Genomic DNA, 17,785 nt, shown 5'->3' on the forward strand with positions numbered 1-17,785 from the left:
TATTGTGGGCCGCGAACCGGAGGTGCGATGTCGATCGTGTTTATTGCCGTGGTGGCGTTGTTCTTCGCCGGCATGGGAATTTACGGGCTGCTACGGCCCAGCCAGCTGGTCGATCCGCTCGGGCTGCTTGCTGATCGTCCCGACGCCCGCGCCGAGGTGCGTGCGGTCTACGGCGGTTTCGGCATCGCCATCGCCGTGGTCCTCGGGCTCGCCGCCGCCGATGTCGGTGATCTGAGATACGGAGCGTGCCTCGCCGTCGCGGCCGCCCTCGGCGGGATGGCGTTCGGCCGGGTGTGGTCGGTCGTCCTCGAACGCCCCTCCGCCTTCTATCCGGTGTGGTTCTTTCTGATCTTGGAACTGATCATGGCCGGAATGCTGGTACTCGCCGCACTACTCGACTGAGGTGACTGAAATGTTGCTAACACTAAGAACATAACAATCTGGACGGTCGCTATACTTGCCCTGCTGGACAGCGCGACCAATGTCGGCAATGGTGGATGCCACTGCCTCCGTAGCTCAGTTGGATAGAGCAAGGGCCTTCTAATCCCTAGGTCGCAGGTTCGATTCCTGCCGGGGGCGCTCCGAGCACGGGAACGCCGCCGCTGTACCGGTCGGTACGCGGCGGCGTAGTCCCATCGCATGGTTCTGCTCGTTGTACTGCGGTTCGGCCGCGCCGCGTCTTCCTGCGCGCGGTCGCGGCGGACCGAGCAACGAGCGTTACGCGGTAGGTCGCACGGTTGACGTTCGTGCCGTAACGGATCTCCAGTCGTAAGGCCTCGAGCAGTGTGCGAGGGGGTTGCTCACGCATTGTCTCGACTAGGTGTACCCAATTGGCGGCGTATCAATCAACGCGGAGTCACGCGCAAGGCGCGCTATTCAAGACTCAGCCGCCCCTGCACGACCTCGAGCGCCACGTCGACCAGCAACCGTTGGTGAGATCGGGCGTAGCCGCGCAGGAGGTCGAAGGCCGCTGTCATCGTGATCGCCCGACGAGCGGAGAGGATGCCCTTGGCCTGTTCGATGACGACGCGGCTGCTGAGGGCGCCCTCGAGTTGAGTTGTCCGCTTCCGCCGGTCGTTCAACTCGCGCTCGCGAATCAGTGCGATGGCGGCGGCGTCCGCCAAGGCTTGGCCGAGGGCCAACGCATCCGGATCCAGCGAATCGGCACCGGACCACAGCAAAACCAGCGCCCCGACGGACTCGCGCTGATGACGCAAAGGCAACGCCGCGACTCGGGTGTAGCCCAATTCCTCGGCCCTAGGGGCATATCGCGGCCAACGGTGTCTCGGAACCGGTCCCCCGAGCGCGGTGCCGGCTAGCGGCGTACCCGTGCGGTGGCAGTCGGTGCCGGGACCTTCTTTCCATCCCGCGGCATCCAGCTCCAGCTGAGCAAGGCGTGGGTCGGCCGCGGCCGTCTGCGGAGCCTTGCGCTCTCCCTCGATGAGTACCGCCGCCGCCCCGACACCGAGCAGATCGAAGCTGCGGTCGGCGAGCGTGGTCAGGAAGGTCGGGATGTCGTAAGAGTCACGCAACGTCCCCGCGAGTACCACGAAGGTGTCGGCAAGTCGCCGATCGGTCATATTCATGATCGCGTCAACGCCGAAGCCTCCTGCCGCACAGCACGGTTCATGGCCCGTGTGGCTTGCAACCATGCCGTGAGGACCTGCGTACCCGCCGAAGGCGTACCGCTGTTGTCTGCGGTCATACTTGAAGCATACGTCCGCACGGATTCAGTCGCCGCTCGCCAGTTCTGGCTTTGCGCCTCGACGTTGAAGTGCATCAGGATGTTTCGGCACACCATGGAATAGTTTCCATTGGTGGGAACATACCGACACCTGCCAACTGGCAGGATGCGGCGGACTCGGTTGACTGTGCGCGGGAGGCGTTCGATTGGCTCTACTCTTGGCGCGCAACAGATCTCGCCGAATCCGAGCCACCCTCATCGCGCTTGCCCTCGCGGCAAGTGTGCTCGGCGTACCGATGGCGGCAGCGGCGGATGACGGCGCGGACCCCTACCTCGACCGCCTCGCCGAAGCAGCGGACACCCCCACGTTGTCATGGTCGGATTGCCAAGACGGCTTCCGATGCGCCTCCGCACAGGTACCGCTGGACTACAACCTGCCCCGTGGCGACCAGATCGAGTTGGCGACTATCGAACTGCCCGCCACCGATCCGAGCAGGCGGATCGGCACCTTGTTCGTCAACTTCGGCGGACCGGGCCCGTCCGGCGTCGACCGGCTGCGGGAGCGGGCGCGGTGGCCGTGGCTGTTCTCCGATGAGCTACGGGCACGGTTCGATATCGTCTCCTGGGATTCGCGATCGGTGGCACGCAGCGCGGCCGCGCGATGCTTTCCGAACGAGGAACAACAACTGGCCTTCCTCGGATCAATTCCCGACATGCCCATCGACGCGGGCGGCGAGGCACCATTTTTCGCCAGTTCCGCCGAACTCGCCGACCGCTGTAGCCAACTCGCAGGCCCGATCCTGGACCACGCCTCGACCGCCAACACCGCGCGCGACCTGGAATTGCTGCGCCGCGCGGTCGGCGATCCCGCATTGACCTACCACGGCATTTCCTACGGCACCCAACTCGGCGCGATCTACGCGAACATGTTCCCGAGCCGAGTGCGGGCATTGGTGTTCGACGGATCGATGGACTTCGAGGGCAACACCAACGGCCATGGCGGCGAGGGCAAGACCGTTCCGCTCGACACCCGACAGGATGTAGCGAGCGGCATCGCCGCGACCTTCGACGCGTTCCTGCACGCATGTTCGGCCGCCGGACCGCGCTGCGCCTTCTCCTCCGGTGATCCCAGGCTCAAATGGACGGTGCTCGCCGCGCGGGCACGCCTGGCCCCCATCGAGCTCGACGGCCGGACATGGACGTATTCAGCGGTCATCGACGCGGCGGCCGAGCTGTCGAAGCCGTCGGACTTCCCCGACCTCGCCATCCTGCTACAAAGATTGTTCGATACCGGGACCACCCTGCCCGGCTTGCGGCAGGTCGCGGACCAGGAAACCTATCTTGCCAATCGCACAGAGGCGTTCTACACCATCCAGTGCAGTGACTCGGTGGTCCCGACCGATACCGCCGCCTACAGCCGCGCGGCAGTGTCGGAGAACCAGCGGGTCGAGCACTTCGGACGCATCGGCGTATTCAACGCGACCCCTTGCGCGTTCTGGCACGGCCACGACGCCGACCGGTACACCGGACCGTGGAATCGCCGAACGGCCGCACCGATTCTCGTGCTCAACAGCAGAATGGACCCGGCAACACCGTTGCGCGGCGCCTACGCGGGCGCGGCCGAATTGGCACAGGCCCAGGTCGTTGTGGTCGAGGGCGCGGGCCACAGCAGCATGTACGTGCAGAGCACCTGCGCGGAACAAGTCAAACGCGAATATCTGTTCTCGGGCTTATTACCGCCGGAGCACACCGGTTGCTCAGTCGATAAATCCCCGTTCGACTGATCCCGCTCAGCCGCAGATCACCTCGACCGCTCCGGCAAGCAGCGCCAAGCCGTGGTCGAGTTCGTCGTCGGTGATGGTCAGCGGCGGTAGTAGTTTCACGACCTCGTCGGCCGCGCCGGAGGTTTCGACGAGCAGTCCGTGCTCGAAGGCGAGCTGGCTCACCTTGCCCGCACGTGACGCCTCCTCGAACACGAGCCCGTGCACGAGACCGCGCCCGCGCCCGCGAGTCGAGACGCCCGGGAAGGCGGCGGCGAACTCGGCCAGCGCCAGCGCCGTTCGCTCCCCCTTGGCCAAGACAGCTTGTTCCAGAGCACTGTCGGACCAGTAGTGCTCCAATGCCACTCTGGCGGTGACGAAAGCAGGGTTGTTGCCACGGAAGGTGCCGTTGTGCTCGCCGGGCGCCCATTGATCGAGTTCCGGTTTGAACAGCACCAGCGCCATCGGCAAGCCATAGCCACCGATCGATTTGGACATGGTCACTATGTCGGGGGTGATGCCCGCGATCTCGAAGGAGAAGAACGGGCCGGTCCGACCGCAGCCCATCTGGACGTCGTCGACGATCAGCATGATGCCACGCGTCGCGCAAAGCTCGGCCAGCTGCCGAAGCCATTGCGCGCCAGCCACATTGACCCCGCCCTCACCCTGCACCGTCTCCACGATCACCGCGGCGGGCATGTCGAGGCCCGAGGAGGGATCGTCGATGGCACGGCGCATCCAGCGCAGATTGTCGGCGTCGTCGAGGTATCCGTCATAGGGCATCGGCGTCGCGTGTACCAGCGGCACGCCGGCCCCGGCCCGCTTCGCGGCGTTCCCCGTCACCGAAAGCGCGCCGAGCGACATGCCGTGAAAAGCATTGGTGAAGTTGAGGATGCCTTGGCGGCCGGTGACCTTGCGGGCCAGTTTCAGCGTGGCCTCCACCGCGTTGGCGCCGGTGGGCCCGGGGAATTGCACCTTGTAGTCCAGTCCGCGCGGCGAGAAGACGGTGTCGCGCAAGGTCTCCAGCAGTCCGCGCTTGGCGACCGTGGACATGTCGAGCCCATGGGTGATGCCGTCGCCCGCGAGGTAGTCGATCAGTGCCTTCTTCAGAACCGGATTGTTGTGGCCGTAATTCAGTGCGCCCGCGCCCGCGAAGAAGTCCAGGTAGTCCTTACCGTTCTCGTCGCGCAACCAGGCTCCGCTCGCGGTGTCGAACACCGTCGGCCATGCCCGGCAGTACCCGCGGACATTCGACTCGAGCTCCTCGAAAACGGTGCTGTTTCGACCGACCTGCAAGCAGTCGCCAGCGGTGCTGTTTCGACCGACCTGCAAGCAGTCGCCAGCGGTGCTGTTTCGACCGACCTGCAAGCAGTCGCCAGCGGTGGACACAGTCATCGACGATCCTTCCCGTCGTGCGCGAACAGCTCCGCCGGATGGACGTGGCGGCAAATCTGAAGTGACTGCGTTTCTAACACTGCGGCACCGAGTACGTAGCACTTTTCCGAAAATCGCGTGGAGGGCTTCCGCGCGTCCGCTCGCCCCCTCTACAGTTGACTGTTTGTGCGTGCAAGTGCGGAGGGGGAACGTTGGCTTGCCGCGGCAGTGCACCTTCGGCGGGGCGGGATGGTCTACTTTTGCCTCGCCGGCGCGGGTTTCCGGCGGCAGTCGCAGTACCGGCTCGCGATGTTCGCTGGGCTGTTCACGAACTGCGTGTTCGGGTTCGTCCGTGCCGCGGTGATGATGGCAGCGGTCCGCGCCTCGGATGGCTTCGGTGGATACGACGAGGGCTCGATCGGCGCATATGTCTGGCTATCGCAGGGAATGCTCGGCGCAACCCAATTCATGGGCCCACCTTTGGAACTCGTCGAACGGGTCAAGAATGGCGATATCGCGATCGACTTCTTGCGACCTGTCGATGTCCAATTCGGTTATCTGGCCGCTGATCTCGGCCGGGCCGCGGCCACCATACTGCCGCGCGGCATCCCGAGCGTACTGGTGGGGGTGCTGACATTCGGGCTGACCATGCCGAACACCCCCGGCCCCTACCTGCTGGGGTTTTTCAGTGTGCTGCTCGCGGTTACGTTGTCGTTCCTATGTTTGTTCGCCGTCGGGTTGATCGGATTCTGGGTGGTGGAAACGCGCGGTCTGCGCGTGCTGTACCAGATCAGCGGCACATTTCTGGCCGGACTGTTCGTGCCGGTGCACATGTTCCCGGACTGGCTGCGCACCATCGCAGATGTCACGCCGTTTCCGTCGATTTTGCAGTCTCCGATCGACATCCTGTCGGGCCGAATTACCGGAACCGAGTCGGTGACCGTCATTGCCGCACAAATGTTCTGGGTGCTCTTTATCGGTGCGGTCGGCCGGGTGTTGCTCGCGGCGGGACGTCGCAGGCTGGAGGTGCAAGGTGGCTGAGCCACCGCTCATGCCCGCACCGGTAGGCGCCTGGTACACCCCGTATGCCGCCGTACTCGCGTCCAGGATCCGAGCCCAGCAAACATACCGATTGTCCTTTGCCACCGAAATATTCAGCGCGTTCCTGATCGGACTGGTCGAGTTCGCCGAGGTGTGGGTCATCTTCCACAATGTCCGAATACTCGGCGGGCTCGACCTCGACGGCGCGCTGCTGCTGTTCGGGCTCAGCAACACCTGCTTCGCGCTGGCGCAGGTCTTGTTCGGCCACCTGGATTCGCTGCCGGTGCTGATCCGAATGGGCACGATCGACGCCTACTACCTGCGACCACAGCCGCTGCTGTTGCAACTGATCACCAGTGACATATCGCTGCGCCGCCTTGCTCGGGCGTCGGTCGCGATCATCGTGCTCGGCCTCGGTCTTATCCGCAACGATATATCCTGGGGCCCTGACACATTCGTGCTTCTGACGACTACGCTGACCAGCGGGATCGCCGTGTTCGGCGGCCTGTTCGTGTGCGCCGCCGGCGCACAGTTCTTCCTGATCGACGGATCCGAACTGACCAACAGCTTCACCTATGGCGGATCGTTCGCCGCCATGCAACCAGCGTCGGTATTCCCGACGCCATTGCGGCTGCTGTTCGGATTCGCCATCCCTGTTTCGTTCACGGCTTACCTGCCGACAATCGCGCTACTCGGCATGCCGGGACCACCGCTACTGCCATCCTGGCTAGCGTGGCTGGCTCCGCTTGCGGCGATCTGGGTATGGCTGCTCGCGCTCGGCTTGTGGCGGATCGGCACTCGGCACTATCAGGGAGGCGGCGGGTAAGCGTGGGGAAAACCGAATTACCGGAAGCGATCATCGATATCGAAAACCTGACAAGGGAATTCATTCTGCATCGCAAGAATGGCCACCGATGGCGAAGACAGCGCGAAAAACTGACCGCCGTCGACGGGATGACCTTCCGCATCGAGCGCGGCGCGGCAGTCGGCTATATCGGGGCAAACGGGGCGGGCAAATCCACCACCATCAAGATGCTGACCGGCATCCTGGTCCCCACCGCGGGCACGGTGCGCACCTGCGGCCTGGAACCGGTCCGGCAGCGTCGCGAATTGGCCGCCCGCATCGGAGTGGTGTTCGGGCAGCGTTCCCAGCTCTGGTGGGATCTGCCGCTGCGCGAATCGTTTTCGATCCTGGCCGCGATCCATCGGCTCGAACCCGACGTCGCACGCAAACGCACGCATGAGTTGGTCGAGCAGCTCGAGATGGCCGAAACGCTCGACACACCGGTGCGTCAGCTGTCGCTGGGGCAACGGATGCGGGCCGAGGTCGCCGCCGCGCTGCTGCACTCCCCCGAACTGGTGATCCTCGACGAGCCGACCATCGGCCTCGACGTGCTGTCCAAACAGCGCCTACGCGAGTTCCTCCGCGCCGAACGCGTCGACCGCGGCACCACACTGCTGCTGACCACCCATGACATGGGCGATATCCAACGACTCTGTGATCGCGTCCTCGTCGTCGACGGCGGCCGCCTGGTCTACGACGGTACGGTCAACGGACTCGCGGTCCGGGTCGGCGCTCGGCGCGTGCTTGCCGTCGACCTGGCCGCACCGACCTGCGACCTCGACGACCTCCCCGGCGCCGAACTGTTGAGCAGCGAGGGCGACGGGATGCGCCAGCGGCTGGCCTTCGACGCCGAAAGGACAACGGCCGCGCAGCTTCTCGCGGCGGTATCCGACCGCGCCGAGGTTCGTGACCTCTCCATCGAAGAGCCGGACATCGAGGGTGTGGTCCGGCGGATCTACGAATCCGCCGACTGGTAGCCCCTCGATGCCCGGCTCTGTCGCCGTGGCGTTCAGTTGTTTTCGGCCTCCCGCGCGCCTTGATCGAGCCGGAACGGCGGGTACTCGTCACGCATCAGTGAGCTGTAGACCGCCACCCGCAGCACCCACCTGTTGACTCCCATCGCGAAGTCGAACAAACCCTTCGGGTACACCGCGGTGAACAGCAGTGCCACCACCGCGATCACGGTGAGGGCCGACAACAGTGGCATCCACGAGACGCCGTAGTCGTCTCCGAAGGCCATGTATCCACCACCGACGAACGCCGAAATCAGCAGGTAGTGCGGAATGGCGAGCAACCACCACTTCACCAGGACGAGGCCGCGATGCAGTCGCTCGGGGTAGTCCACCTCGACATCGGCCGCGTAGTCAGCGCTCGACTGGAGGCTGAACGGCGGGTACTTGTCGGTGCCGACAGGGGACCATGCGTAGAAGGCCACCCGCCAGCCCCAGCGCAGCACGCCGACGCTGAAATCGAACATTCCACGCGGATACTTCCCGGTGAAAAGGATCGCGAAGAACGCGATCACCGTGACAACGGCCCAGGCGATGTGCAGGAAGAACAGCACAATGTAATGCGGGATAGCCAAGATCCACTTGACCAACCACATCCACCGCGACAACGCGGGGTCGAGGTCTCCTCTGACACGAACCGGATTGACGGACTTCCCCAGATCGACAGGATTTTCGGGTTCCATGATCGACGCTCCTTCGGGTGCTTCGACACACGCAACGGATAGGGTTGCGGAATGTCCTAATTGTCCCGTATGAGCGAACCGCCCGTGAAACGTTCAGATACCGACACGCCAACGGAATCCCCCACCCGGGCGTGGCCGCCCCTACGCCGCATGGTCCCCATCGGTGACTACGGCTGTGCCCGTGACACCACGGAGTGGCTTGTAGTATCGGGAACCGTGACGTTCAGCATGGTGCGTTTCCCGGGAATCCGGGTGATCGTCGCCTTCGCGTTCGTCCTCTGGGCGCTGACGCTGGCGCTGCCGGAATGTCACCTCTTCCCACCCGCCGGTGCCACTCACGCGCACATCGAATCGTCTGGTCCGACAGTACTTTCATCCGTGTCCGCCCAGTTCCAGATCGATCGGCACCAGCACGCCGCGGCACCGGACCAGCATCTGGCGAACGAAGCGGTCGTGGTCACGCTGCCCCGCGGCACGTCGCCGATGCTCGGCCTGTTGATCCTCGCCGCCACGCTGGTATTCGTACTGCCGCTGCCCGCCGCGCTCGGCGGCGGGTTACGCGCGCCGCCGCGCCTGCTGCCCAGCCGTCGAGGCAAGGACCTTCTCGTTCGAATCGGCATCGCCAGGATCTGATCGGCCAGCGTCAGGCCGGAGCTTGCCGGGGCCCGGCCGGTGTTCGTGCGCTTCCCGCACTCACACCTGCTCGCTGTCTACCAGCGACCGAAGAGAATCGACGATTCCCATGCAGCACCTGGCTGTGCGCGCGCAAGCTCTGCGCGCGCCCGCTCTCCCGACCGACCCAACCCCGCTGCCGAGTCCGGCAAGTCTGTTGACGACGGCGAATCGCTGCCAACGCCCTGCCACCATGGTCGGCAACACACCTGTCCTCTGGATCACCGAACCACTCACTCCCGCACCCGCATCGGCGCACGGCCGCGGGTTCTGGGCGAAGCTGGAGGGCGCCAATCCCGGCGGTATGAAGGACCGCACCGCCCTGCACATGGTGGCGCGCGCCACCGCACGCGGTGAGCTGACACCGGGCGCGCAGATCATCGAATCCACCAGCGGCACCCTGGGTTTGGGGCTGGCGCTGGCGGGCATAGAGCATCGGCATCCAGTCACCCTTGTCACAGATCCCGGCCTGGAACCGCTCATGCGGCACATGCTGGCCGCCTATGGCGCACGCGTGGAGATGGTCAGCGAGCCTCATCCGGCTGGCGGCTGGCAGCAGGCCAGGCGTGACCGCGTCACCGAACTACTCGCCGACGATCCGCGCGCCTGGTGCCCCGACCAATACCGCAACCCCGACAACCAGGAAGCCTACGAGCCCCTCGCCATGGAACTGGTCGCACAGCTCGGCAGGGTGGATGCACTGGTGTGCTCGGTGGGTACCGGCGGGCATTCCGCGGGCATCGCCAAGGTGCTGCGCCGATATTTTCCCCGGCTGCGACTGATCGGCGTCGACACCGTCGCGTCCACCATCTTCGGGCAACCGGCGGGACATCGACTGATGCGCGGCCTCGGCTCCAGCATCCATCCCGACAATGTCGACTATCCGGCATTCGACGAAATCCATTGGGTAGCACCGGCCGAGGCTGTATGGGCGTGCCGCACGCTGGCCGCGACGCATCACGCGAGCGGCGGCTGGAGCGTCGGCGCGGTCGCGCTCGTCGCAGGCTGGCTGGCCCGAACCAGCGACGCGGACGTGCGGATAGCCGCCGTCTTCCCGGATGGACCACTGCGCTATTTCGACACCGTCTACAACGATGAATATTGCCGCGAACATGGACTGTTCGGCATCGAACCGCCGAATGAGCCGGTTACCATCGCCCATCCGAGCGCCGTGGTCCTCGACTCGTGGACCCGTTGCACCACCGTCGTCGATCCCAAGAACCGGGACGGGACCGGCGATCCCACTGTGCCGCAGTCACACTCGGACACCGATCCGGACGCGCGCCACGCGAGGCCGGCACCTACCGATCAGGCGCAACGGTCGCACATCGCAGAGACAGCGCCGGAGGTCGGCCCGTGACCGGCGTGTACGCCACCTTCCGGTCCTTCAACCGGCCGAGCCGGATGTTGATGGTCAACCAGTTCGCGATCAACGTCGGCTTCTACATGCTGATGCCGTATCTGGCCGGGTATATGGCCGGTCCGCTCGGACTGGCCGCCTGGGCGATCGGGCTGGTGCTCGGCATCAGGAACTTCTCCCAGCAGGGCATGTTCCTGATCGGCGGCACCCTGGCCGACCGGCTCGGGTACAAGCCGCTGATCGTGGCCGGATGCCTGCTGCGTACCGGCGGCTTCGCGTTGCTCGCTTTCGCCGATTCCCTGTCGGCACTGCTGATCGCCTCGGCGGCGACCGGTTTCGCGGGCGCGCTGTTCAATCCGGCGGTGCGGGCCTATCTGGCGGTGGACTCGGCCGAGCGCAGGATCGAGGCGTTCGCGGTGTTCAACATCTTCTATCAGGCGGGCATCCTGTTCGGCCCGATCGTCGGTCTCGCCTTGATGGCCTTCGATTTCCGGGCGACCGCGACGGGGGCCGCGGTGGTGTTCGGTGTGCTCACCCTCGCCCAACTCGGCGCGCTGCCACAGCATCGGGCCGGGCCGAACGCCACGACGGTTCTCGATGATTGGCGGGTGGTGCTGGTGAATCGTCCGTTCCTGCTCTTCGCGGTGGCGATGATCGGCTGCTACGTGCTGTCGTTCCAGGTCTATCTGGCACTGCCGATGCAGGCCGCCCGGATCGTCGGGTCCGATTCGGCCGCCGCGTTGATGACGGTGGTTTTCGTGGTGTCCGGCGTGATCGCGATCGCCGGGCAGCTGCGCATCACCCGCTGGTTCACCGAACGCTGGGGCCGTCCATACAGTTTGGTCTTCGGCATGTCGATACTGGCGGCCGCGTTCGTCCCGCTGCTGCTGGTGCCCGGCACCGGCCTTGGCGGCTGGACGGCCGTCGGTGCGCTGCTCGTCACGGCGGCGTTGCTCGGCGTGGGTGCGGCGGCGGTGTTTCCGTTCGAGATGGACACGGTGGTCGCGCTGTGTCGAGATCGCCTGGTCGCCACCCACTACGGCTGCTACAACACGATCGTCGGGATCGGCATCCTGCTCGGCAATCTCGGTACCGGGACGATCATGGACGCGGCCCGTGCCGTGGGTATGAGCTCGCTGGCGTGGGCCGGGCTGATCGCGATCGGCGCGGCATCGGCGACCGGTCTGTACGGGCTCGCGCGGTCCGGACGGTTGGACGCACCGGTGCCGGTCGCCTGAGCATCCGCATCGCGAACGCAAACCGCCCCGGGCGCAACGTGCCCGGGGCGGGGTTTGAAGAGAGAGCATTTCAAACATGGAGGTCGAGCGGATCAGCTCGGCGCTTGCCCCGTCGCCGAGTACAGACTCACTTCCCCTTCCTCGCCGAGGAAGGCATTCACCAACATGGTGCGGTCAGCCGCCATCTCGTCCGGTTCCGGAGCACTGGTTGTGATCGAAATCTGTGGAATGGCAGCCCAGTTCACGACATAGCGTTCGGGTGGGCCGTCGTCATCGGACAGTCGCGCGAGTCGAAACACCGACACGGTCTTTCGGACGATGAGAGTTCGTACGACCTCCGCAATTCGCTCGGGGTCTTCCAGGGCGAACATGAAGCCGAATGTCAACTCGGGTGAGGACACATAGGCAGGCACGAACACCGAGGCTAGCGGATGAAAGGGCGCTGTGCAGCCGCCGCGCCGGAACAGATTGCTGCCCATGCGCTCCCAGATTTCTCCACGGCGTCGACGGTGCCATTCATGTGACCGGTCCGTAACGGACCATAACGATTACCAGGCAGGTTATCTATTTTCGCACCACACTATTGCGCCGATCCGACTATCGCGCTTTCCTGAAAGAGTCCCGATTTCTCGGGCTGTCTTCCTCATCGCATCGTCGCGGATTTCCCGGTTTCTTTGCCGTGTTGGTGGACCTTTGGGGGTGACGCTCCGGGCGCGGGTCTGCGCCGGAGCCTAGGGGTGCCCCTCCCTGAAATCCCCCTCGGCCCTGGCGCATCCAAATCGCATCGTTACCGCAGGGGTACGCATCATGCCTACCGAATACCTAGAACACCGGACCGAATCCGGAGAGCTGCCGCCACCCTTGGCGCTACTACGCACATTCCGTGAACCCGACAATCCGCACCGCCGACAACATCAGGTACTCGATGCGGCCCACGAGCTCGTCGAATGCCATGAACGCAGGCAGCGCGCCGCCCGAGCCGCACACGCACCCGACGCATCCAGCGGGCGGGTCGCGGCGTGCACCCAGCTGGTCGAGGACCTCGACGGACGCCGCGCGGATCTGGTCGATCGCATCGACAATTGGGTAGCCGACAATATCCAGCACCGCGCGGGCGCCTCACTGCACACCGAGACGCTCGGCGCCGTCATCGATCGAATGGCTGCGAAATGGGTTGCGGCACAACAGGCTTTGACGAAGCAAACACCCGCCGACCCACTACAGCTGGACGGGGAAGCCCACCTGCAGTGGAGTCGGCTGGCCGAACTGGTCGACGGGTACAAAGATCTGATTACCGACGTGAGTGAGCACCGGCGTCGCCTGCCGATGTGGTGATCACCTGAGGTCGCCGGTCCCCGGCTCGACCACTTCGGCCTCGACGAACGCCGGGCCCGCCGACGGTTCCACCTCCGCGTCATAAGAAACGTCGGCGTCGTCGGCGAGTAGATCGTCGGCGAGCCCGTCCTCGTGCAACTCCTCGGCGTCACGCCGAGCCGCCGCGGCGGCTTCGTTCATCTCGATGGCGTCGGTAATCCACTCACCGATCTCCCGTGTGACGTCCTGCACGGTGCCGGTGATGATCGACGCGATATTACCGACATGTCGTGCACCGGAAGTCGTCAATTCTTGAATCAAATCCTTGTTGCTTTCGAATTTCCCGATCATTCACACGCCCATTTCGGTTGGCTGCCCCTGTCGCATCACAATAACACCGGGCGTGCTGTCCTTCCCGACCAAGAACGGCGGAAGTGCGAGCTTGAATAGCTTTCCCCAGACCGATCCGATCTGCTTGCCGAACGAGCCGGTGTTGTAGGGCAGACCGTACTTCTCGCACAGCGCGCGCACCTCCGGCGCCACCACCGGATACCGGTTCGCGGGCAGGTCGGGGAAGAGATGATGCTCGATCTGATGCGAAAGATTGCCGGACATGATGTGGAACAGCTTGCTGCCGGTGATGTTGGCCGAGCCGAGCATCTGCCGGACGTACCACTCACCGCGCGTCTCGAACTCCGTCTCCTCCTCGGTGAACGTCTGTACGCCGGTTGGGAAGTGACCACAGAAGATGATGGAGAAGGCCCAGACATTGCGGACCAGGTTCGCGGTGACATTGCCCGCGAGGGTGCTGACGAACAGCGGGCCCGACAGCGCGGGGAAGATCACGTAGTCCTTGAGCACCTGCCGACCAGCCTTGCGCCACTGCCCGCTGAGCAGTTTCTTCAGGTCGGCCCACGTGCGCTTGCCACGCACGATGTTCTCGACCTCGAGGTCGTGGCCCATCACGCCCCACTCGAACAGCATCATCAGACCGAAGGCGTACAGCGGATTGCCCAGGCGCAGCGGATTCCACTTCTGATCCTCATCGACGCGCAGGATGCCGTAGCCGATGTCGCGGTCCTTGTTGTGGATGTTGGTGTAGGTGTGGTGCATGTAGTTGTGCGAATGCCGCCACTGGTCGCCCGGGCAGACGTTGTCCCACTCGAACTCACGGGAATTCAGGTCGGGCTCACGCATCCAGTCGTACTGGCCGTGCATGACGTTGTGGCCGATCTCCATGTTGTCCAAGATCTTCGACACACTGAGCGCGGCAACGGCGGCCAGCCAGAACGGCGGCAGGAAGCCGAGATACATCAGGCCGCGACCGGCGACCTCGAAGCCGCGCTGCGCCTTGATGATCGAGTAGATGTACTCGCGGTCGCCCTCGCCCAGATCGGCGACGATCTTGGCGCGCAGCTCGTCGAGCTGGACGCCGAGTTCCTCGATCTGGTCCGGGGTCAGTACCAGCGGGCCGTCTTTGGTTTCGGTCAGAATGGTCATTGATTACTCCCCTTAGCGTTGAAATCTCTTGCTCAGATGTCGATCTCGACGTCGCCGACGGGTGCGTTGATGCACAACTGAATGGGCTGATCGGGATCGCTGTCGGTTTCGCCGGTACGCACGTTGCGGGTGCAACCGGTGCGCCGAACCGCGGTGCAGGAGAAGCAGATACCCATCCGGCAGCCATATTCCGGTGTCAGACCGGCCGCTTCGGCCTGCTCGAGCAGGACGGCGCCGTCATTCTCCGCGCGCACCCCGCTCGCCGCGAAGCTCACGGTGCCGAATGCCTCGCCCACCTCGACGGGCGCGACCGACAGGGTGAACTCCTCGGTGTGCAGCCGGTCGGCAAGCTGCTCGGCCTCGAAGATCTTGCGCACCGCGTCCATCAGTCCCGGCGGACCGCAGACGAAGGTCTGCGCGTCGGCGAACCACGGCGCGACCCGCTCCAACTCGTCGTAGTCGAAGTAGCCCGAACCGTAACTCGTGTAGCGCGATTCGACACGGAAGTTCTTGTGCGTCCGCTCGATCTGCGCCAGTTCCGGGCGATGCGGCTGCACCTCCGGCGATTTCGCGTAGTGCAGGAAGGTGACCTCACCGGGATAGCCCTCCTCGGCGAGGGTGCGCAGCATCGAAAGCACCGGCGTAATGCCGCTGCCGCCGCTGACGAGCAGTATGCGGTCCGGGCGCGGCTCCGGCAGCTGGAATACGCCCGTGGCGGGCGCGAGATCGACCACCATGCCGGGCAGCGCGTTGCGGTAGAGGTACTGCGACACCAGCCCTTCCGGGTGTGCCTTCACGGTGAGTTGGATGTGCCGGTCACGGCGCGAGGCCGCGTTCACCGGGGAATAGCAGCGGGTGTGCCTGACGCCGTCGATAACGACGCCGATCTGGACATACTGTCCTGGGTTGTGACCGGTCCACTGCCAGGTCGGGCGCAGGGTCAGCGTCACCGACCCCAGCACCGAGCGGCGCACGTGGATGATCTCGGCCCGCATCACCCGGGTTGTCAGCATCGGGCGGATGAGTTCCAGATACCGGTCGAGCGGGTGCGGCGTGGTCAGGGTCTGCACCAGGTTGACGAGATCCACCATTCGGTTCTCCGTGCCTTGCTTGTCGGGAGCCGGGGCCCTGTTTGCCAGGCCTCGGGACGTGCGGCCTAATTTCAGTGCACGTCTGTACACTCAACTAGTGTGACTGATGACCGGGGTGCGATGTCAACCGGCAAAACGTGTGACCCGAACAACATCTACGAATGGGGCGAATGGTGAACGTATGTATGCTCACCGAGATGAGTGAGCAGGCAGCAACCCGTGGCGAGCGCAAGGAGCGAACCCGCCAGGCCCTACTGGATGGCACCCTCGCCCTGGCCGCCGACCGCGGTTTCGCCGCGCTCAGCCTGCGTGAGATCGCCCGCTCGGCAGGCATCGTGCCGACCGCGTTCTACCGCCACTTCGCCTCGCTGGAGGATCTCGGCGCGACGCTGGTCGACGAGGGCGTCAAAGCGCTGCGCCTTGCCCTGCGCGAGGTGCGACGCACTCCCGAGGCCAGCTTGTCGGACACAGTGCGTTTCGTCTTCGGACAGGTCGCGGGCAAAACCGAGATCTACGGCTTCCTCACCCGGGAGCGCCATGGCGGCTCGGGGACATTACGCCAGGCCATCGCGATGGAACTACAACTGATCGTCCGCGAACTCGTCGCCGACCTCTCCCGCTTGCGCGCCCTCGACTCCTGGCCACCCAACGACCTCGAGATCGCCGCCGACCTCTTGGTCGCCACCGTCACCGACGGCATCGCGGCCTACGTCGCCGCCGCACCGCGCGACCAACGCGCCATCGTGGACCGCACCGTCCACCAGGTCCGTCTCATCGCCCTCGGCATGGGCGCGTGGTTGCCGACCAAGGACTGACTCACTCGCCCGCAGGTGCCTGCTCGGGCCCGGCCGCTCGGTCCGGTCCCGGCACCATCAACAGCGCGGCAAGTCCGACGGCGAGCACCACCAGCAGACCCGCAATGCCCGCGCGGTCGGCGTCGAAGAGCCACACGAACAGGCCGAAAAGCGTTGGGGCCATGAAGGAGACGGCTCGGCCCGTGGTGGTGTAGAGGCCGAACATCTGGCCCTCGCGGCCGGGTGGGGCCAGTCGGGTCAGGAAAGACCGGGCCGAGGCCTGCGCTGGGCCGACGAAGACGGTGAGCGACAGACCGAAGATCCAGAACATCAGCGGCCCGGACACCACGACCAACGCCGCACCGCAGATGAGCATCGAGACAAGAGAAACGACGATGACGATCTTCGGGCCGATGCGGTCGTCGAAACGACCCGCGACGATCGCACCAAGGGCCGCGACGACATTCGCGGCGATACCGAACAGCAGCACATCGGAATCGGCGATGCCGTATACGCGAACGGCGAGCACCGCTCCGAAAGTGAAGACCCCGGCGAGCCCGTCCCGGAATATCGCGCTGGCCACCAGGAAGCCCACGGTGCGGCGATCGACGGACCACAGCTCGCGCAGGTCACGCCACAGCACCCGGTAGGAACCGAAGAATCCGGCCTTGGCCGCGCCCGGATCGGCGGTGGTGCGCGGCAGTTCCGGCACGGCGAAGAGCACGGGAAGGCAGAAGGCGGCGAACCACACCGCCGCCAGCATCGCGACAAGTCGAATGTTCAGTCCGTCGTCGGTGGGCACACCGAGCAGTCCGCGATTGTCGCCGTCGCCGGCGATGAAACCGAGGTAGCAGATCAACAGCAGCAGAATGCCGCCGAAATAGCCCATCGCCCAACCGAATCCGGAGACCCGGCCGACCGTCGCCGGAGTGGATACCTGGCGCAGCATGGCGTTGTAGGGCACATTGGCCAACTCGAAGAAGGCAGAGCCGAACCCGAGCAGCACCAGCCCGATCCACAGATCGTGGTAGTCGTCGTGCACGAAGAACATCAGCGCCATCGTCAGGATCGTCAGCGCCGTCAAAACCGCAAGGGAGCGTTTACGTTTCGCGGTCGCGTCGAAGCGCTGCCCACTGATCGGCGCGGTCACCGCCACAATCAGCCCAGCGATGCCGAGCGCCCAGCCCAGCCACGCGCTCGACGAAATCCCGCCCGGCAGGTCATCACCCACCTTGTCGGTGAGATACACCGAGAAGACGAAGGTGAGGATCACCGCGTTGAAGGCCGAGGACCCCCAATCCCAGAACCCCCACGCCACCACTTGCCCGCGCCCGGCGGCCTGTCCGACAGTCGCCCGCGCGTCCACCTCGGTCATGTCGCGCAGCCTAATGCGGATCCGGCGTCACGTCGGGTTAATACT

Annotated in this window: 18 protein-coding genes and 1 tRNA gene; 11 read left to right on the forward strand and 8 right to left on the reverse strand. The window is 64.9% G+C overall.

From position 1 onward, the window contains the following. Nucleotides 1-27 precede the first annotated feature (27 nt). Both ACLMAJ_RS25765 and ACLMAJ_RS25770 read left to right on the forward strand, forming a co-directional pair. The gene (locus ACLMAJ_RS25765) at nt 28-402 is read left to right on the forward strand and encodes a DUF4345 family protein (protein ID WP_412016395.1); all 375 of its coding nucleotides are present in this window, start codon (nt 28-30) and stop codon (nt 400-402) included. A 103-nt stretch (nt 403-505) separates the two neighbouring features. Beyond that, nucleotides 506-579: transfer RNA gene (locus tag ACLMAJ_RS25770), tRNA-Arg, on the forward strand. A gap of 293 nt (nt 580-872) precedes the next feature. Here the strand turns inward: ACLMAJ_RS25770 and ACLMAJ_RS25775 are convergent. Beyond that, nucleotides 873-1,580 carry an ANTAR domain-containing protein gene (locus ACLMAJ_RS25775; protein WP_412016396.1) on the reverse strand — a complete coding sequence of 236 codons (708 nt, stop codon included), beginning with the start codon at nt 1,578-1,580 and terminating at the stop codon, nt 873-875. A 310-nt stretch (nt 1,581-1,890) separates the two neighbouring features. Here ACLMAJ_RS25775 and ACLMAJ_RS25780 point away from each other — a divergent pair, with 310 nt between their 5' ends. Beyond that, a complete protein-coding gene (locus ACLMAJ_RS25780; protein WP_412016397.1) occupies nt 1,891-3,468 on the forward strand; it encodes an alpha/beta fold hydrolase in 1,578 nt (525 codons plus the stop codon). Between the two features lie 6 nt (nt 3,469-3,474). Here ACLMAJ_RS25780 and ectB read toward each other — a convergent pair whose 3' ends face one another. After that, a complete protein-coding gene (gene ectB, locus ACLMAJ_RS25785; RefSeq protein WP_412016398.1) occupies nt 3,475-4,839 on the reverse strand; it encodes a diaminobutyrate--2-oxoglutarate transaminase in 1,365 nt (454 codons plus the stop codon). Nucleotides 4,840-5,004: 165 nt separating this feature from the next. On the opposite strand from ectB, the gene ACLMAJ_RS25790 reads away from it, so the two are divergent. From ACLMAJ_RS25790 to ACLMAJ_RS25800, 3 genes are all read left to right on the forward strand, one after another. Further along, nucleotides 5,005-5,859: an ABC transporter permease gene (locus ACLMAJ_RS25790; protein WP_412016399.1), complete on the forward strand. Its 855-nt coding sequence runs from the start codon at nt 5,005-5,007 to the stop codon at nt 5,857-5,859. Between the two features lie 10 nt (nt 5,860-5,869). After that, a complete protein-coding gene (locus tag ACLMAJ_RS25795; RefSeq protein WP_412016451.1) occupies nt 5,870-6,685 on the forward strand; it encodes an ABC transporter permease in 816 nt (271 codons plus the stop codon). 128 nt (nt 6,686-6,813) lie between these two features. Beyond that, on the forward strand, nt 6,814-7,680 hold the full coding sequence (locus ACLMAJ_RS25800; RefSeq protein WP_412016452.1) for an ABC transporter ATP-binding protein: 867 nt from the start codon (nt 6,814-6,816) through the stop codon (nt 7,678-7,680). A gap of 32 nt (nt 7,681-7,712) precedes the next feature. Here the strand turns inward: ACLMAJ_RS25800 and ACLMAJ_RS25805 are convergent, their stop codons facing one another. Continuing rightward, nucleotides 7,713-8,396 carry a DUF4389 domain-containing protein gene (locus tag ACLMAJ_RS25805; RefSeq protein WP_412016400.1) on the reverse strand — a complete coding sequence of 228 codons (684 nt, stop codon included), beginning with the start codon at nt 8,394-8,396 and terminating at the stop codon, nt 7,713-7,715. 216 nt (nt 8,397-8,612) lie between these two features. On the opposite strand from ACLMAJ_RS25805, the gene lpqS reads away from it, so the two are divergent. The 3 genes from lpqS to ACLMAJ_RS25820 all read left to right on the forward strand — a co-directional run bounded on the left by lpqS (nt 8,613) and on the right by ACLMAJ_RS25820 (nt 11,666). After that, on the forward strand, nt 8,613-9,029 hold the full coding sequence (lpqS, locus tag ACLMAJ_RS25810) for a putative copper homeostasis (lipo)protein LpqS (RefSeq protein WP_412016401.1): 417 nt from the start codon (nt 8,613-8,615) through the stop codon (nt 9,027-9,029). A gap of 109 nt (nt 9,030-9,138) precedes the next feature. Next, nucleotides 9,139-10,428, forward strand: coding sequence for a PLP-dependent cysteine synthase family protein (locus ACLMAJ_RS25815; RefSeq protein WP_412016402.1), 1,290 nt, complete (start codon nt 9,139-9,141; stop codon nt 10,426-10,428). Nucleotides 10,429-10,472: 44 nt separating this feature from the next. After that, nucleotides 10,473-11,666, forward strand: a complete 1,194-nt coding sequence (locus ACLMAJ_RS25820; protein WP_412016453.1) for an MFS transporter — start codon at nt 10,473-10,475, stop codon at nt 11,664-11,666. Nucleotides 11,667-11,758: 92 nt separating this feature from the next. Here the strand turns inward: ACLMAJ_RS25820 and ACLMAJ_RS25825 are convergent, their stop codons facing one another. After that, nucleotides 11,759-12,145 (reverse strand): hypothetical protein, encoded by a 387-nt coding sequence (locus tag ACLMAJ_RS25825; protein ID WP_412016403.1) that lies wholly within the window; start codon nt 12,143-12,145, stop codon nt 11,759-11,761. Nucleotides 12,146-12,473: 328 nt separating this feature from the next. Between ACLMAJ_RS25825 and ACLMAJ_RS25830 the strand changes: the two genes are divergently transcribed. Then, nucleotides 12,474-13,001 carry a DUF4254 domain-containing protein gene (locus ACLMAJ_RS25830; RefSeq protein ID WP_412016404.1) on the forward strand — a complete coding sequence of 176 codons (528 nt, stop codon included), beginning with the start codon at nt 12,474-12,476 and terminating at the stop codon, nt 12,999-13,001. Here the strand turns inward: ACLMAJ_RS25830 and ACLMAJ_RS25835 are convergent, their stop codons facing one another. Genes ACLMAJ_RS25835 through ACLMAJ_RS25845 form a run of 3 tightly spaced genes read right to left on the reverse strand, consistent with a single transcriptional unit; the run spans nt 13,002 to nt 15,571 of the window. After that, nucleotides 13,002-13,331: a hypothetical protein gene (locus ACLMAJ_RS25835; protein WP_412016405.1), complete on the reverse strand. Its 330-nt coding sequence runs from the start codon at nt 13,329-13,331 to the stop codon at nt 13,002-13,004. Beyond that, complete coding sequence (locus tag ACLMAJ_RS25840) at nt 13,332-14,480, reverse strand: fatty acid desaturase family protein (protein ID WP_412016406.1); 1,149 nt, start codon at nt 14,478-14,480, stop codon at nt 13,332-13,334. A gap of 32 nt (nt 14,481-14,512) precedes the next feature. Beyond that, nucleotides 14,513-15,571 carry a ferredoxin reductase gene (locus ACLMAJ_RS25845; protein ID WP_412016407.1) on the reverse strand — a complete coding sequence of 353 codons (1,059 nt, stop codon included), beginning with the start codon at nt 15,569-15,571 and terminating at the stop codon, nt 14,513-14,515. Between the two features lie 197 nt (nt 15,572-15,768). On the opposite strand from ACLMAJ_RS25845, the gene ACLMAJ_RS25850 reads away from it, so the two are divergent. Continuing rightward, nucleotides 15,769-16,386: a TetR family transcriptional regulator gene (locus ACLMAJ_RS25850; RefSeq protein ID WP_412016408.1), complete on the forward strand. Its 618-nt coding sequence runs from the start codon at nt 15,769-15,771 to the stop codon at nt 16,384-16,386. Between the two features lies 1 nt (nt 16,387). Here the strand turns inward: ACLMAJ_RS25850 and ACLMAJ_RS25855 are convergent, their stop codons facing one another. Continuing rightward, nucleotides 16,388-17,740: an MFS transporter gene (locus tag ACLMAJ_RS25855; protein ID WP_412016409.1), complete on the reverse strand. Its 1,353-nt coding sequence runs from the start codon at nt 17,738-17,740 to the stop codon at nt 16,388-16,390. Nucleotides 17,741-17,785: the final 45 nt, after the last annotated feature.

The organism is Nocardia arseniciresistens, assembly GCF_046764875.1.
In the GTDB taxonomy this organism is placed as follows: domain Bacteria; phylum Actinomycetota; class Actinomycetes; order Mycobacteriales; family Mycobacteriaceae; genus Nocardia; species Nocardia arseniciresistens.

What these genes read in the sequence shown, in the direction of transcription:
- ACLMAJ_RS25765 (WP_412016395.1), top strand. Translation starts at nt 28, where the DNA reads ATGTCGATCGTGTTTATTGCCGTGGTGGCGTTGTTCTTCGCCGGCATG.
- ACLMAJ_RS25775 (WP_412016396.1), bottom strand. Translation starts at nt 1,580, where the DNA reads ATGACCGATCGGCGACTTGCCGACACCTTCGTGGTACTCGCGGGGACG.
- ectB (WP_412016398.1), bottom strand. Translation starts at nt 4,839, where the DNA reads ATGACTGTGTCCACCGCTGGCGACTGCTTGCAGGTCGGTCGAAACAGC.
- ACLMAJ_RS25795 (WP_412016451.1), top strand. Translation starts at nt 5,870, where the DNA reads ATGCCCGCACCGGTAGGCGCCTGGTACACCCCGTATGCCGCCGTACTC.
- ACLMAJ_RS25800 (WP_412016452.1), top strand. Translation starts at nt 6,814, where the DNA reads ATGACCTTCCGCATCGAGCGCGGCGCGGCAGTCGGCTATATCGGGGCA.
- ACLMAJ_RS25805 (WP_412016400.1), bottom strand. Translation starts at nt 8,396, where the DNA reads ATGGAACCCGAAAATCCTGTCGATCTGGGGAAGTCCGTCAATCCGGTT.
- ACLMAJ_RS25815 (WP_412016402.1), top strand. Translation starts at nt 9,139, where the DNA reads ATGCAGCACCTGGCTGTGCGCGCGCAAGCTCTGCGCGCGCCCGCTCTC.
- ACLMAJ_RS25820 (WP_412016453.1), top strand. Translation starts at nt 10,473, where the DNA reads ATGTTGATGGTCAACCAGTTCGCGATCAACGTCGGCTTCTACATGCTG.
- ACLMAJ_RS25825 (WP_412016403.1), bottom strand. Translation starts at nt 12,145, where the DNA reads ATGGGCAGCAATCTGTTCCGGCGCGGCGGCTGCACAGCGCCCTTTCAT.
- ACLMAJ_RS25830 (WP_412016404.1), top strand. Translation starts at nt 12,474, where the DNA reads ATGCCTACCGAATACCTAGAACACCGGACCGAATCCGGAGAGCTGCCG.
- ACLMAJ_RS25835 (WP_412016405.1), bottom strand. Translation starts at nt 13,331, where the DNA reads ATGATCGGGAAATTCGAAAGCAACAAGGATTTGATTCAAGAATTGACG.
- ACLMAJ_RS25840 (WP_412016406.1), bottom strand. Translation starts at nt 14,480, where the DNA reads ATGACCATTCTGACCGAAACCAAAGACGGCCCGCTGGTACTGACCCCG.
- ACLMAJ_RS25845 (WP_412016407.1), bottom strand. Translation starts at nt 15,571, where the DNA reads ATGGTGGATCTCGTCAACCTGGTGCAGACCCTGACCACGCCGCACCCG.
- ACLMAJ_RS25850 (WP_412016408.1), top strand. Translation starts at nt 15,769, where the DNA reads ATGAGTGAGCAGGCAGCAACCCGTGGCGAGCGCAAGGAGCGAACCCGC.
- ACLMAJ_RS25855 (WP_412016409.1), bottom strand. Translation starts at nt 17,740, where the DNA reads ATGACCGAGGTGGACGCGCGGGCGACTGTCGGACAGGCCGCCGGGCGC.